The organism is Pseudomonas sp. 43A (assembly GCF_013363935.1).
In the GTDB taxonomy this organism is placed as follows: Bacteria; Pseudomonadota; Gammaproteobacteria; order Pseudomonadales; family Pseudomonadaceae; genus Aquipseudomonas; species Aquipseudomonas crudilactis.
In genome coordinates, this window is the sequence record NZ_CP054880.1 from 4,694,168 (window position 1) to 4,707,533 (window position 13,366).

Consider the following 13,366-nt stretch of genomic DNA (forward strand, 5'->3'; position numbering starts at 1 on the left):
CTCACAAAGCGCAGTCATCCGACGTGCACAAAAATGGCTAAGGAGGTTTAACCATGAGCCAGACTTTGACGAATTTCGACGTGATAGCACTGCTGGACAGTGACGAAGCCATCAACGAATACCTGTCCCAGGTTCTTGCAAATGGGGATAACGAAGAGTTTCTTCGCGCAATCGGCTATGTGCTCAAGGCCTACGCACAACCGGGGCACGTGATCAATCACCCGGTTGCTTGAATGCAGGGCAGCTATAGTTAATAGCCTTGGGGAAAACCGCACTCGCAGGTGCCGCCATGCATATGCTCGCTCGGCTGTTGTTGACTGGCTGTCTGCTTGCTGCCACACAGGCGCAAGCGCTGGACAGCAATTTCAATTATTACGGGCCCAACCAGCCCTTCGCCCACCCTGCCCCGTATTCACTGAGTTCCACGCCGCCCAAGCCTTACGACGATACCGCGCCGCAGGATTTTGTAGTGCTTCCGGGTGACCATGAATTCTCCGATTCGCAGTTGCCGACCGTGGCGGATGCGACGGTGCGGGTGTTTATCCGCACGTACGATGCCGAGCGCGGGATTTATGTGAATGACGAGGTGCTGGATCCGGGTTGTTTGCTGGAGTGTTTGAGTCGGCAGCAGCATTGATTCTGACGACCAAGTATTAACCAGACACCACAAAACCCTGTGGGAGCGAGCTTGCTCGCGAATGCGGTGTGTCAGCCAACATCAAAGTGACTGATCCACCGCTTTCGCGAGCAAGCTCGCTCCCACAGGGGAAATGCGGTGCGCCTGGGTTACCACTGCCGTTTATCGGGCCGGGCGAGGCCGAGTTTTTCGATGCGGTAGCGCAGCATGTCGCGGCTCAGGCCCAGCAGGCGCGCGGATTTGGTGACGTTCCAGTCGGTCTTGTCGAGCATCTTGCGCACCATGTCGCGCTCGACTTCCGGCAGGTTCATCGATTCGGTATTGCTCGCCGGACGCGGTTCGTAGTGCATCGGTGCTTCATGAATATGCAGCGGCGGCTCGTCGACCAGGCTCATGCACACGTTGAGCTGATGCGCGGCGATGGTGTCGCTCGGCGCCAGCAGCACGGTCTGTTCGAGCATGTTGCGCAGTTCGCGCACGTTGCCCGGCCAGGTGTAACTGAGCAGCAACTCTTCGGCCTGCTGACTGAAATGCAGATTCGGTTTTCCGTAGCGTTTGCCATGACTGGCGAGGAAGTGCCGCGCCAGCGACAGAATGTCATCGCCCCGTGCATACAGGCGCGGCACCTTGATCGAGATGATCCGCAAGCGGAAAAACAGATCGCGGCGGAATTTGCCCTGCTGCACCATCTGTTCAAGATTGCAGTTGGTTGCGCTGATCACCCGCAGATTGACCTTGCGCTCCTTCACCGAGCCGACCCGGCGAATGGTGCGGTCCTCCAGCAACTTCAAAATCTTTGCCTGCAACAGCAGGTCCATTTCACCAATCTCATCGAGAAACAGCGTGCCGCCATCCGCCGCTTCCACCAGTCCGACCCGGCGATCCTTGGCGTCAGTGAACGCGCCCTTCTCATGACCGAACAGCTCCGACTCGACCAGATTCGACGGGATCGATGCGCAGTTGAATTCAATGAACGGCCCCTTGCTGCGCGGGCCGTCGAAGTGCAACGCCCGGGCCACCAGTTCTTTGCCGGTGCCGGTCTCGCCTTCGACTAAAACCGGCGGCAGATCGGTGTTGGCCATGCGTCGCTCGGCGTCGAGCAACTGGCCGATGGTGTTCTTCAGGTATTGCATCGGCGCCGAATCACCAATCAGCGCCTGCACGCCGGATTTCTGCGCCTCGCGTTCCTGATAGAACGACAGCGTGCGCTCCATTCGTTCGGTGGCCAGGGCCTTGTCGAGCAGCAGTTTGAGTTCCTGCAGCGCGACCGGTTTGGTGACGTAATGAAAGGCGCCCTCCTTCATCGCCACCACCGCGTCTTCGACATTGCCGTAACCGGTCATCATGATCACTTTCAGATCCGGCGCGCTGATGCGCAGCTTCTGGATCAGATCGTGACCACTCATGCCCGGCAGCGAGTTGTCGGTCAGCACAATGTCGGGCATGAAGGTTTCCAGTTGCGCCAGCGCGTCTTCGGCCGAATGGCAGACGGTCACCTCGAAGTCCTTGCGCTCCAGGTAGGTCTGAATATTCTCGGCCAGCAGTTCGTCATCCTCGACCAGCAGAATGCTGTGTTCCATATTCCCCTCCCGATGCCACTTTGAAGTTGAGACTGACGCGGGTTCCTTCCTGCTCGCGGCTGGTCAGCACGACCGAACCTGCGAAACGCTCCATGATGCGTTTGACCAACGCCAGGCCAACCCCGAGGCCGCCCTGTTTGGTGGTGAAAAACGGTTTGAACACCAACAGTTGCTGCTGCGCGCTCATGCCCTTGCCGGTATCGCTCACGGTCAGGCGCACGCTGTCGGGCTGCAGCGATTCGAATTCGACGCTGAGCACACCGCCCTTGGGCATGGCTTCCAGGGCATTGGCAAACAGGCTATTGAGTATTTGCGTGAGCAACACCTTTTGACTGACGACCGGCGCGCAGTTTTGCGGACTGAATCGCACTTCGACGCCACTGCGTTTGATCAATGCATCAAATGCGCCAAAGGTGTCTTCAACCGCCATCACCAGATCCACCGCCTCGCCGTCGTCGTTCATCGGCCGCAGCGATACCAGCAATTCGCGGACCCAGCGCGACATGCGATCGACCTGGCTGATGATGTCGCCAATATTGCGCTGCGCACCGGGGCTAGCGATTTCCTGGGCCAGTTCGGCGCTGGAGCGAATGGTCGCCAGCGGATTGCGCAGGCTGTGCGCGACCGCCGATGACATCTCGCCGAGGGCAACAAAAGTTTCGTTGCTGATCAGTTGTTGCTGCTGGCTCTGCAGCAACTTCGCGGCGCGGCGGACGATCCAGAACAACGCCAGAAAAATCGCCGCGCCACCGAAACACGTCGCTGCCCAGATCGAGGCAAATCCACGGTCGATGCGGTCGACCAGATCTGCCGGTTCCTTGTAGATCTCGACCATGGCGATGACTTTGCTTTTGTCGGCGTTGAACATCGGGATGTAGTTCTCGATGAACAGGTATTTCGGTTCGCGCAGCAACTGCTGCTCGGGCTTCTCATCGTCGATCTTGTGGTAACTGGAGGACACCGCGACTTTCATCTCGAATGACTCGTCGAGCTCGTCGTCATCCTCGAATTTAATCCCGATCAGTTCTGGATTGGTCGACCAGATCACCGTGCGATCCAGCGCATACACCGTGGCCAGGAGAACATCCGGCAGGTGCTCGACGTGGTCGAGGAACTCGGCGCGGGCCGCCGCATGGGCGCCCGGATCGACATCGGGAAAGTTGTTGTCCTGGCGCGGGTCGAGCATTTCGCCCATGGTCCGCGCCGGGGTGATACCGGCGTGGCGTATTTCCGCCGCGCCGATGGCCTGAACAAATTGCGCGGTCAGCAACGCATCGCGCTCAACGCTTTCGGTGACGACGAAACGCGTGGAGATATAGCCAAGGCCCACCGCCACGGCGGCAATGATGAAAAAGCTCGCGAGCGAGAACCAGCGCAGCAGATTGAACTGTTCGCGCCAGCTCTTGCCTGCGACCGATGGGTTCGGTGCAGAGGTTTTTTGTGCTTCCAGTCGCTGCATGGGAGTGGCCCTGGAGTTTTGTATCGCGCTGCTTACAGCCATCAGTGTAGGTGGCTCTGACCGCGACACACGGTTCTATGATGCTATTTCGCCGCTACCGCATCTGACTCACCGTCGCGGCTGGATCGCCCGGTTTTACTGGCGTCAAAGCGCCGTCGGCCAAGGCTTTGGTGGACGGATGTTGACGCTCGGTTTCATCGTTGAGGAAATCGATGATCGACTGCGCAGATGCCTCGTCGAGGCGCAGGTTAGGCATCGGAATTCGCTCGAACTGTTCGTACAGTTGCAGGGCAATCGGGTCTTTTTCCGCGAGCAGGCGATCCGGTTCGCGAATCCAGCGGTTCAGCCATTTCGGATCTCGATTACGCGTTACCCCAATCAGATCGGGGCCGATGCTGCGCATGCCGATGCCCTGACCGTCCTGCGGGCCGAGGCTGTGGCACGAGGCGCAGCGGGTACGAAACAGTTCTTCGCCATTGCTCGGCGGACGAATGTCCGGCGCGTTGGCGTAGCTTTCCTCGATGCTCGGCTGCTTCCAGTTCTGTAGGGTGTTGGCCAGTTGATCGGCGAGGATCCACGGGTTTTCGAACGGCGAGGCCTTCATCCAGCGCCCGGTGGTCTGGTTGCCGACGATCAGGCTGAGGTTGTGGTCCTTGCTGCGACCGTTGTCGACGCCTTCGATGAACAACCCGAGTTTCTTGCGCAGGTCAGTGACGTCGTCGAATTCGCCGGTGAGAAACTTCCAGCCGGGGCCGACCTTGAAACGTTGCGCGTAAGCCTTGAGCACTTCGGGGGTGTCGCTGATCGGGTCGATGCTGATCGAGTAGAAAAAGATGTCCTGCCCGACCCGCTCGCCGAGCAGTTTCTGCACCTGGCGCAAGCGTGCGGTTTCCAGTGGGCAAGAGTCGCTGCACGAAGTGAAGATAAAGTTGATCACCACCACTTTGTCTTTGATCAGGTCATCGAAAAAATGCACCTGCCGACCGTCCTGATCGGTCAGCAGGGTATTGGGGAAATAGTCGCCACCCCACGGGGTGGCGGATTCACTGGCCGCTGGCGGTTCGCCGACGCTGGCCTGGTGCGCCAGCAGCACACGGCTGCCGAGCACACAGGCCACCAGCAGCAGCACCAGGTGCATGCCCAGCGCCCGGGAGCGCGGGGTATGCACAGGGCGATCACCGTGCCGGCGGTTCATGGCTTGACCACCACTTGTGGGCCCATGCCGTCACCGTTGCGGAAGGTTGGCAGTGCAGCAGAGTTGACGTAGCGCACACCGTCCCAGCTCGGCAATGGGGTTGGCATCAATTGCAGCTGACCGGGTTTCTCCAGGTCCCAGCGCAGCAGCATCGAGTTGTCCTCATGCTGAGTGTTGTGGCAGTGCTCCATGTAGGTTCCAGCGAACTCGCGGAAGTTGATCGCCATCTCGACGCTGTCCAGGCCATCCGCTTCCGAGCCAATACGATAGACGTCTTTGCGCGCCCACTTTTCCCACTCTGGGGGTGCCTTGCCGCCGCGACTGAGGATGATCCCCTCCTCGAAGTGCACATGCACCGGATGGCTCCAGCCCTTGCCGCCAGCCTTGATGTTCCACACTTCGAGGGTGCCGAAGCCAGTAACACCGGCGTCGGTCGGGCCGCTCGACAGTTGCGTCGAAGCGTTCAGGCGACGCGGGTCCATGTGGAAGCCGAAGCCGCCATCGGTCTTGACTGTCCACGGCGCCTCATCGGTACCGTCGGAACGACCGAAGGTGAAGGTGCGGTGACGGGCCTTGGCCAGCACGGCTTTATCGGCGGCGTTGTCGCGGTGGAGCTTCAGCGGGATCATCACCAGCCCCTCAGCCTTGCCCGGTTTGGCCGGTTCGTAGGCTGCCGGGTTCATCGCCAGATCCTGGCCGGTGTAAGCCTTGACGTTGAGCTGCAAGACCTTGCCCACCGCTGGATCGCCTTTGTCCCACTGCGGGCCTTTGCTGGTCTGCTTGATCACCGCCAGGTATTTCTCCGACAGGATGTCGCCCAACGGAATGACCTCTTTGGGCCCCTTGCCGTCATCGTGAGCCTGCAGGTTGACGAAGAACAGCTTGTCCCCCGGTTTGATGCCGTTTTTCGAGAAGTTGACGATGATGTCGAAGCGCTCGGCGATACCCTGGGTCGGCAAGATCGCGTTGTGGTTCTGTTTATCGCCATCGGCGTCGAGGTCCATGCTGCCGTCGAACGGTACGCTGTGTTCCATGATGTTGCCGTCGTTGGCAATCATGTGGAACGGCACACGGCTGTAGGTCACGCCGGAGTTTTTCGGCCCCTGAAACTCGCCACCGCTGCCTTTTATTTCACGCACCAACGCCAGTTTGAAGTAGCGCGACACCGAGCCGTTGAGGATGCGGAAGCGATAACTGCGCGCACGCACGTCGAGGGTCGGTTTCCACTGCCAGTTGACCAGCACCTGGTCACCGAGGAAGCCGTCGGTGTTGAACGGGTTGAACCACAACTGACCTTCCTGATCCCAGGCCTTGTCGGCAAACACCAGGTTGACGTCGTAGTCGCGGTTGCCCCACGGCAAGGCGCTGCCGCTGGGCAGACGCAGGTTGACGCCGTCGTTCACCGACTCGTTGCCGCGATCCAGCGCGCTGTAATAGTTCATCATCGCCGCGTTGCCCTTGTAGACGTTCTGCGCGGTGAAATCGAGCATGTGGTCGTGGAACCAGTGGGTGCTCATGGTTTCGCGCCAGTCGCCGCGGATCTTGATGGTGCCGTTGTCGCAGGTCTTCTTCGCCGGTGCGAGGTCGTTGACCCACAGGGTTTCGCCCGGTGCGCACGGGAACGCCGCGCGCGGGTCTTCGGCCTTGGTGTTGATGCTGTCGTAACCGGCGAGCTGGATCGGCCAGCGATAGTCGTAGAACTGCCCCGGAAAGAAGAAGGCGTTGGCATAGCCGTCGCTTTCCGCTGGCGCGTGGCCGTTGTGCTCATGGGTGCTGATGGTGTGCAGGCCGAAACCACGGTTGGCCGATGGGTCGATCGGCAAGCCGTTGTAGTGACGCATCATCACCGGTTGGCCGTAGCGCACCATCAACAGTTTCGGCGGCAGTGTGCCGTCGAAGGTCCACACCGCGTTGTGGTTTTGCACCGGCATGTTCGGGTGGAAACGCGGATCGACACCTTTGGCAGTGCCATCGGTCGCCGGTACGCCAGCGACGTTGTGGTACAGACCGCCGGGACCGAATTCGCCCATCGTATAGCCATGCATTTGTCGACTGTCGCGCAGGCCTCCATTGATCCGCGCGCCGGTCTGCGCGGTTTTGTAGGCGGCTTGCGGGTAGAACTCGTTCCAGCGTTGGTGCGCCCAGCCTTTTCCGGGTGGCCGGCCTTCGGCGGACGAGCCGATGTGGCGGTTGAGGAATACCTCAATCTGCGCCTGCCACGGGTTGCGGTCGACCACATTGGAGAACTGGCTGGGGAATGGCGTCAGCCCCGGTTGCCGCAGGAAGGCATCGAGGGCCGTGCCGGGTGGCGCGCTACGAGCGACGTTATTCGGGTCCTGCGCGGGCGCCGGGCCAATCGCCGCCGGTGGAAATGGCAGCGGCGCGGCCGGAGTGGTCGGGTCGAGTTTTTCCGGGCCGAACTCTTCGAACAGGGTCAACTGCTGGGTGAACGGCTGCGCGCCATAGAGCGGGCTCGGCTTGCCGTTGGTGGGGTAGTTGAAACTGGTCTGCACGGACGGCGGCAGGACGTTTTCGATACGCGTTTCAGCGCGATCGCCTTTGACCCCGTCCGGCAAATCGAAGGAATCTTCGTTGGCCTCGGGCATGGTCAAAATGGCGTTGAGCGCACCGGCGCGGTCGGCCGGTTCGTCGTAGTACGCCGACGGGTCGGAGGTTTCTGGCTGTCGCTCGTCATCGATCGGACTGGCGCGAACGCCGGCCATGGTGCCGAGGGTCAACATCAGAAAGACGCTCAAGGGCGTCAGCAAAAAGGTGTTGCTTGGGTCACGCGTTGTTCTGTCCATCACCAGCCGCCTCATCAAGGAAGGGGTGATGGTGTTTTGCAACTACTGCGCCAATAAATTATTTCCAGTTGTAACAGTGACTTGGAAGGTCTGTGGGTTTCCCCACTCCCCGGTGACCGGGGCTTGACACCCACTGGTGGGGGAAGTTCAGAGAAATTTTGCGGATTTATGGGACAAGCTGAAAGGCCAGACGAACGGTGGTGCCCTCGCCTTCGCGGCTGTCCAGGGTCACGCCGCCGCCAAAGCGCTCCATGATGCGTTTGACCAGCACCAGGCCAACGCCAAGACCACCGGTTTTGGTGGTGAAAAACGGCCGGAAGGCCATGGTGCGTTGCTCTTCATTCATGCCTTTGCCAGTGTCGCTGAGCACCACGCACACGCCACGCTCTTCGCTCGGTTCCAGGCTGACGGTCAGTGTGCCGCCCTTGTCCATCGCCTCCAGCGCATTGGCCAGAAGGCTGTTGAGGATCTGCGTCAGTTGTACCGGCTGACTGAGCACCATCGGCGTGTGTTGCGGATGAAACACCACCTGCACGCCCGCCTTGGCGATCTGCTGTTCAAAAGCGACGAGGCTTTCGTGCAGCGTCGCCACCAGGTTCACCGGTTCCGGATCATCGTTGAGCGGACGCAGGGACTGCAGCAGCTCGCGCACCCATTTCGACATGCGATCGACCTGACCGATGATGTCTTTGATGTTCTTTTCTGCCGGACCGGCATCGAACTCCAGCGCCAGCTCGGCACTGGAACGGATGGTCGCCAGCGGATTGCGCAAACTGTGCGCCACCGCCGAAGACATCTCGCCCAGGGCAACAAAGGTTTCGTTGGCGATCAGTTGTTTTTGCTGGGCCGCGAGCAGGATTGCCGCGCGCCGGACGATCCAGTAAAGCCCCAGATAAATCAGTCCGCCACCCAGTGCAGTGGCCAGCCAGATCAGGGTCAAGCCGCGCTCCATACGCGCGATCAGGTCCTTGGGTTCCTTGTAGATCTCGACCATCGCCGTGACGTTCTTGCCCTCGGCGTCGAACAGCGGAATGTAGTTCTCGATGAAGATGTAATCCGGCGGGATGACGAATTTCTGCTCCTCACGCGCCTTGTCGACGTCGTGGTAACTGGCCGACACCGGAATCTTTTCGTTGAAGGAGCGATCGAGGTCTTCGTCGGCATGAATGCTGGTACCGATCAGAACCGGGTTGGTCGACCAGATCACTTGGCGGTCAGGCGCATAAATGTTGGCGAGGATCACGTCCGGCAAGTGTTCTATGTGATCGAGAAATTCACCCCGCGCACCCGCCCGGGCCTGCGGATCGACATCCGGAAAATCCTTGTCCTGGCGTGGATCGAGCAATTCACCCATCGTGCGGATGTTGGGAATGGATACGTGGCGCACCTCGGCCGATGCGATGGCCTGGATGAATTGCGCCGTGAGCAAGGCATCGCGCTGCACGCTTTCCTCAATCACGAACCGCGTCGACACCGCGCCAAGTGCGATGGCCACGGTGCCGATCACCGCCATGCTGATCAGCGAAAACCAGCGCAACAGGTTGAACGACTGCTTGCGCGAGCCCAAGCGCAGATTGCCCTCCTCGACCGGTAACGATTTCGACTGCATGTTCATGGCGGCGACTTCCCGATACGTCCCTATAGGGTTATAGCCCACGGGTGGGGGTTTGCCCGGTTGCGGGGATATCGACCCGATAACACCGCCCCCACGAACAACACAAATCCCTGTGGGAGCGAGCTTGCTCGCGAAGGCGGCAGTTCAGTCGACATTTTCATCACAGGAAGTCCGCATTCGCGAGCAAGCTCGCTCCCACAGGCTCTTTATCCGACAGATGTTCAGTGGTCATCCCCACCTTCCCCAATCCTGGGGGATGACGCCCTTTCTCCGCAGGCCAGAAATCTCACCATCCCGCCCACCAACCCCTCTACCCCGGCCCTCTCCCACCCATCCACCGCACCTTGGCATGGAAGGTGTACAGGCCCTCTGCAACTGACCCATCCCCAAGGGGCAGGTACTTTGATAGAGGGATTAACTCATGCACCCTTTACTGTCCAAAACCGCGACCGTCCTGGTCGTGAGCGCCTTGGCCCAGGGCATTGCTCAGGCCGCTTTGTTTGCTGTTGACCCCGGTCCGTACGCGCCGGCCAACGGTGGTTTCGCCAGTTGGTATCAGGACACCCACGGTCGCACCCTGGACCTGTGCCTGTCCAAAGCACTCAGTTCTCGCGTACCGAGCGCACCCGGCGCGCCGTCGTACATGTGCTCGCTGCTGCCGACTCCCGGGGTGTTCGACGACGCGCAACCGATCGTCTTCCCGACCAATTTCCCTGACGAAGCATTCTGGTTCACCGGTGAAACCACCCTCGTCGACGCGGCGCGCGGGATCGACCTGACCTACGTCAGCGCCATCGAAGCCGCCTTCGCCGCCGAAGAACCGGTCGAAGGCGATCAAGTCAGCTTCGCGCGGATCCGCATTCGCGTCGATGTGCCCACCGCCGGCACCTACGTGATCACCCACCCGTACGGCGTCGACGTGTTCAACATCGACACCCCCGGTCGCCGCGCGATCAACATGACCCGCGACATCGGCATCGGCACGCCGAAAACCTACGACGGCGCGCTCAAGGGTGACATCGGCCCGTTCCTGCGCAGCGTCAACGGCCCTTACACCGAGACCAACCCGGTGAGCGGCGCGGCCGAGCAATTTGTCGGCGACCCGAACCTCAGCGAGGCGGTCACCGGCAGCCCGTTCAACACCAACTACGTGCGCATCGAAGGCCCGAACGGTCTCGACCTGCGTTCCACCACGTTCGCGGTCTCCGGCAAGTTGTCCACCGTGGTGCGGCCAACGCCGATGATCACCCAGCGCAGCACCTACTCGCGCAAAGCGGGGACCAGCGCGCCGGTGGCCCAACAAGACGTGTTCGTCCTCGCACCACCCGCGCCGGGCACCGTCGCCGTGACCAGTTTCACTCCGGTGCTGAATATGACCGAAGCCAATTCCACCGGTGCCTGGTACGCGCAATCGTCGGCCAACCCGACCGTGCCGAGCGTCCTGCAAGTGACCGCCGACAACCACCTGGCCATCGCCAGCAGCACGCCGACCACCCTGCCCATGACCCTGACCGACCTGGTGGTGATCCAGAGCGCGCAATACAGCTTGAGCTCCGGACAACTGACCGTGGTGGCCTCGACCAGTGACGAAACCTCGCCACCGGTCCTCACCGCCACCTCCGGCAGCGGCGCCGCCATCGGTGCGCTGAGCGGCGACGGCGCGGTGAAAACCCTGGCCACCGGAATCTCGCCGATACCGCCAGCCAAGGTTCACGTGACGTCGTCCAACGGCGGCAGCGACACCGAAGAAGTGGTCATCGTGCAATGAACGCTCACATGCCCAGATCCGCATCAGGAGGCATCATGAACAAGTGGCCACGCTTTGCGCTCAACGCGCTCGGGCTCGCTCTCTCGCTGACCGGCAGTGCCTATGCGCAACTTGCCGCCGTCGACCCCGGCCCCTACACCTTCGCCACCGGGAAATTCCCGATGTGGTATCAGGACAGCAATAACCTGTCGATGGAACTGTGCCAGTCGCGCGCCGCCAGTTCGCGCGTCGGCGTCACCACGCCACCGGCCTACATGTGCACCCTGCTGCCGGAACCGGGCATCTTCGATGACAGCCTGCCGATGGTGTTCCCCGACAACTGGCCGCCGGAAGCCTTTTGGTTCCTCGCCGAAACCACGATCCCCAACAACGGTGCCGGTTATGGCATGGACGCGTATGTCGCCGGGATCGAAGCGGCGTTCGCCTCGGAAAACCCGGCTGACGGCGATCAACAAAGCTTCGCGCGGATCCGTATCCGGGTGAACGTCCCTGTGGCCGGCACCTACGTCATCACTCACCCGTATGGCGTCGAAACCGTCAATGTCACTACCCCCGGCCGCCGCGCGATCAACATCACCAAGGACGTTGGCATCGGCCCGCCAGGCGACTTCACTGGCGCAGTCAATGGAGCCATCGGACCGTTCCTGCGTAGCGTCAACGGCCCCTACACCGAAGTGAACCCGGACACCGGCGGCGTCGAAACCTTCGTCGGCGACCCGAACCTCACTGAAGCGGTAACCGGCAGCCCGTTCAACACCAACTTCGTACGCATCGTCGGGCCGTCCGGCGCCGGCACCATTCAGACCACCCTGTTCACTGTCGCTGGCAAGGTGCTCGACAGCCGTCAGCAAACCCATGTCGACATCGACCGCGCCACCTATCGCCGCACCTCGGCCGGTGTGCGTGCCGAAGTGTTCGCCAAGGCAGACAGCAGCTCGACCCTGTGCTTCCGTGAAACCGTCGCGTTGCTTCCTGGCCCTCCGCCGACCCCGTGCCAGACCAGCCTGACCGGTGACAATACCGGTTTGTTCTTCGGCCAGCGCCTGGGCAACGGCACTCTGCCTTCGGTCGTCGTAGTGACCGCAACCAACCCGGCCGGTACTACTCGCCCGACCTCGGTGTCGAGCAAACTCACCGACGTGGTGAAAGTGCAGACTGCACGCTACAACTGGGCCAACAAAACCTTGTTGATCGAAGCGACATCGACCGATGAAGTGGCGGTCCCGGACATGGTTGCCCAAGGCTACGGACGCCTGTCGAAAACCGGCACCCTGCAACGGATCACCGTCGCCGACCTGACTCAGCCACCGGCCAGCGTGACCGTGAAATCTGCCGCCGGCGGCAGTGACACCGAGGCGGTCGTCGTGGTCGGCACTGCGCCGGACACTGGCGAAAACCAGGCGCCGATCAGCAATGCTGACACCGGCAGCACCAGTTTCGGCGTGCCGATCACCCTCAGCTTGTTGACCAACGACAGCGATCCCGATGGCGATAATCCGCTGGGCATCACCGCGTTGACTCAACCGGCGGCCGGCCAAGGCACCGTAGCCCTCAGTGGCACCGCCGCTGTGGTCTATACGCCGCCCGCCGTGGTCAACGCGCCACTGACCACGACGTTTACTTACAAAGCGCAGGACGCCAAAGGCCTGGCTTCGGCCAACCCGGCGACCGTGACGATTACCGTCGCGCCAAACCGGTCACCGACCGCCGTCGCCGACAGCGTCGCCACGTTGGGTGTGGCAATCCCGATCAACGTACTGGCCAACGACACCGATCCGGAAGGCAACGTGCCGCTGGGCGTCGCCAGCCTGACCCAACCGGCCGCCGGCCGCGGCACGGTCAGCACTGACGGCACGGTGATCAACTACACGCCACCGGCCACCGTGACCACGGCATTTACCACGACCTTCACCTACATCGCCCGGGACAGCTTCGGCGCCCTGTCGACGCCGGCCACAGTCACGGTGCAAGTGTCGCCACGGCCAGCGGCGGAAACCTTCACCGTCACCGCTTCCACGGTGCAGGCGCGAGCAGGTGGACGTTTCAATTGGGACTTCACTGGCACCTCGTCAGTGACCACCGGCAACACCATCACCGTGCAGGTCACCACCCCGACCGGGCTGGTCACCCTCGGCACCACCACCGTACCGGTGACCGGACGCTGGCGGCTGACGCTGAACAACACGCTGGTAGTGCCATCGGCCAACCCGACCGCGACGATCCGCTCGTCCCAGGGCACCGTGCGCACGGTTTCGGTGACCACGCTGTAAGCCAGATCCCCAGCCACTCTCGGGTGGCTGGGGTCGAC

The 13,366-nt window shown here is 61.5% G+C and carries 8 protein-coding genes and 1 pseudogene; 4 read left to right on the forward strand and 5 right to left on the reverse strand.

Annotation, left to right across the window (positions count from 1 at the left end):
* Positions 1–53 precede the first annotated feature (53 nt).
* Together HUW52_RS20535 and HUW52_RS20540 are read left to right on the forward strand one after the other, a co-directional pair.
* Positions 54–191, forward strand: a pseudogene (locus HUW52_RS20535) (DNA-binding protein); the annotation flags it as partial.
* A 98-nt stretch (positions 192–289) separates the two neighbouring features.
* Complete coding sequence (locus HUW52_RS20540) at positions 290–637, forward strand: hypothetical protein (RefSeq protein WP_016983352.1); 348 nt, start codon at positions 290–292, stop codon at positions 635–637.
* A 149-nt stretch (positions 638–786) separates the two neighbouring features.
* Here the strand turns inward: HUW52_RS20540 and HUW52_RS20545 are convergent, their stop codons facing one another.
* The 5 genes from HUW52_RS20545 to HUW52_RS20565 all read right to left on the reverse strand — a co-directional run bounded on the left by HUW52_RS20545 (position 787) and on the right by HUW52_RS20565 (position 9,290).
* A complete protein-coding gene (locus tag HUW52_RS20545) occupies positions 787–2,217 on the reverse strand; it encodes a sigma-54 dependent transcriptional regulator (RefSeq protein ID WP_016983353.1) in 1,431 nt (476 codons plus the stop codon).
* Positions 2,186–3,676 carry a HAMP domain-containing sensor histidine kinase gene (locus HUW52_RS20550; RefSeq protein ID WP_175554738.1) on the reverse strand — a complete coding sequence of 497 codons (1,491 nt, stop codon included), beginning with the start codon at positions 3,674–3,676 and terminating at the stop codon, positions 2,186–2,188. The genes HUW52_RS20545 and HUW52_RS20550 overlap by 32 nt, the downstream gene beginning before the upstream one ends.
* A 94-nt stretch (positions 3,677–3,770) precedes the next feature.
* Entirely contained in the window at positions 3,771–4,871 is a 1,101-nt protein-coding gene (locus tag HUW52_RS20555; protein ID WP_175554739.1) for an SCO family protein, read from the reverse strand.
* Positions 4,868–7,675 carry a multicopper oxidase domain-containing protein gene (locus HUW52_RS20560; protein WP_175554740.1) on the reverse strand — a complete coding sequence of 936 codons (2,808 nt, stop codon included), beginning with the start codon at positions 7,673–7,675 and terminating at the stop codon, positions 4,868–4,870. The genes HUW52_RS20555 and HUW52_RS20560 overlap by 4 nt, the downstream gene beginning before the upstream one ends.
* 166 nt (positions 7,676–7,841) lie before the next feature.
* Complete coding sequence (locus HUW52_RS20565) at positions 7,842–9,290, reverse strand: ATP-binding protein (RefSeq protein ID WP_175554741.1); 1,449 nt, start codon at positions 9,288–9,290, stop codon at positions 7,842–7,844.
* A 421-nt stretch (positions 9,291–9,711) separates the two neighbouring features.
* Between HUW52_RS20565 and HUW52_RS20570 the strand changes: the two genes are divergently transcribed.
* The gene (locus tag HUW52_RS20570; RefSeq protein ID WP_175554742.1) at positions 9,712–11,058 is read left to right on the forward strand and encodes a hypothetical protein; all 1,347 of its coding nucleotides are present in this window, start codon (positions 9,712–9,714) and stop codon (positions 11,056–11,058) included.
* Positions 11,059–11,093: 35 nt separating this feature from the next.
* Complete coding sequence (locus tag HUW52_RS20575; protein WP_175554743.1) at positions 11,094–13,328, forward strand: Ig-like domain-containing protein; 2,235 nt, start codon at positions 11,094–11,096, stop codon at positions 13,326–13,328.
* Positions 13,329–13,366: the final 38 nt, after the last annotated feature.

Coding starts and splice junctions, on each gene's coding strand:
- HUW52_RS20540 (WP_016983352.1), top strand. CDS start 290: ATGCATATGCTCGCTCGGCTGTTGTTGACTGGCTGTCTGCTTGCTGCC.
- HUW52_RS20545 (WP_016983353.1), bottom strand. CDS start 2,217: ATGGAACACAGCATTCTGCTGGTCGAGGATGACGAACTGCTGGCCGAG.
- HUW52_RS20550 (WP_175554738.1), bottom strand. CDS start 3,676: ATGCAGCGACTGGAAGCACAAAAAACCTCTGCACCGAACCCATCGGTC.
- HUW52_RS20555 (WP_175554739.1), bottom strand. CDS start 4,871: ATGAACCGCCGGCACGGTGATCGCCCTGTGCATACCCCGCGCTCCCGG.
- HUW52_RS20560 (WP_175554740.1), bottom strand. CDS start 7,675: ATGGACAGAACAACGCGTGACCCAAGCAACACCTTTTTGCTGACGCCC.
- HUW52_RS20565 (WP_175554741.1), bottom strand. CDS start 9,290: ATGAACATGCAGTCGAAATCGTTACCGGTCGAGGAGGGCAATCTGCGC.
- HUW52_RS20570 (WP_175554742.1), top strand. CDS start 9,712: ATGCACCCTTTACTGTCCAAAACCGCGACCGTCCTGGTCGTGAGCGCC.
- HUW52_RS20575 (WP_175554743.1), top strand. CDS start 11,094: ATGAACAAGTGGCCACGCTTTGCGCTCAACGCGCTCGGGCTCGCTCTC.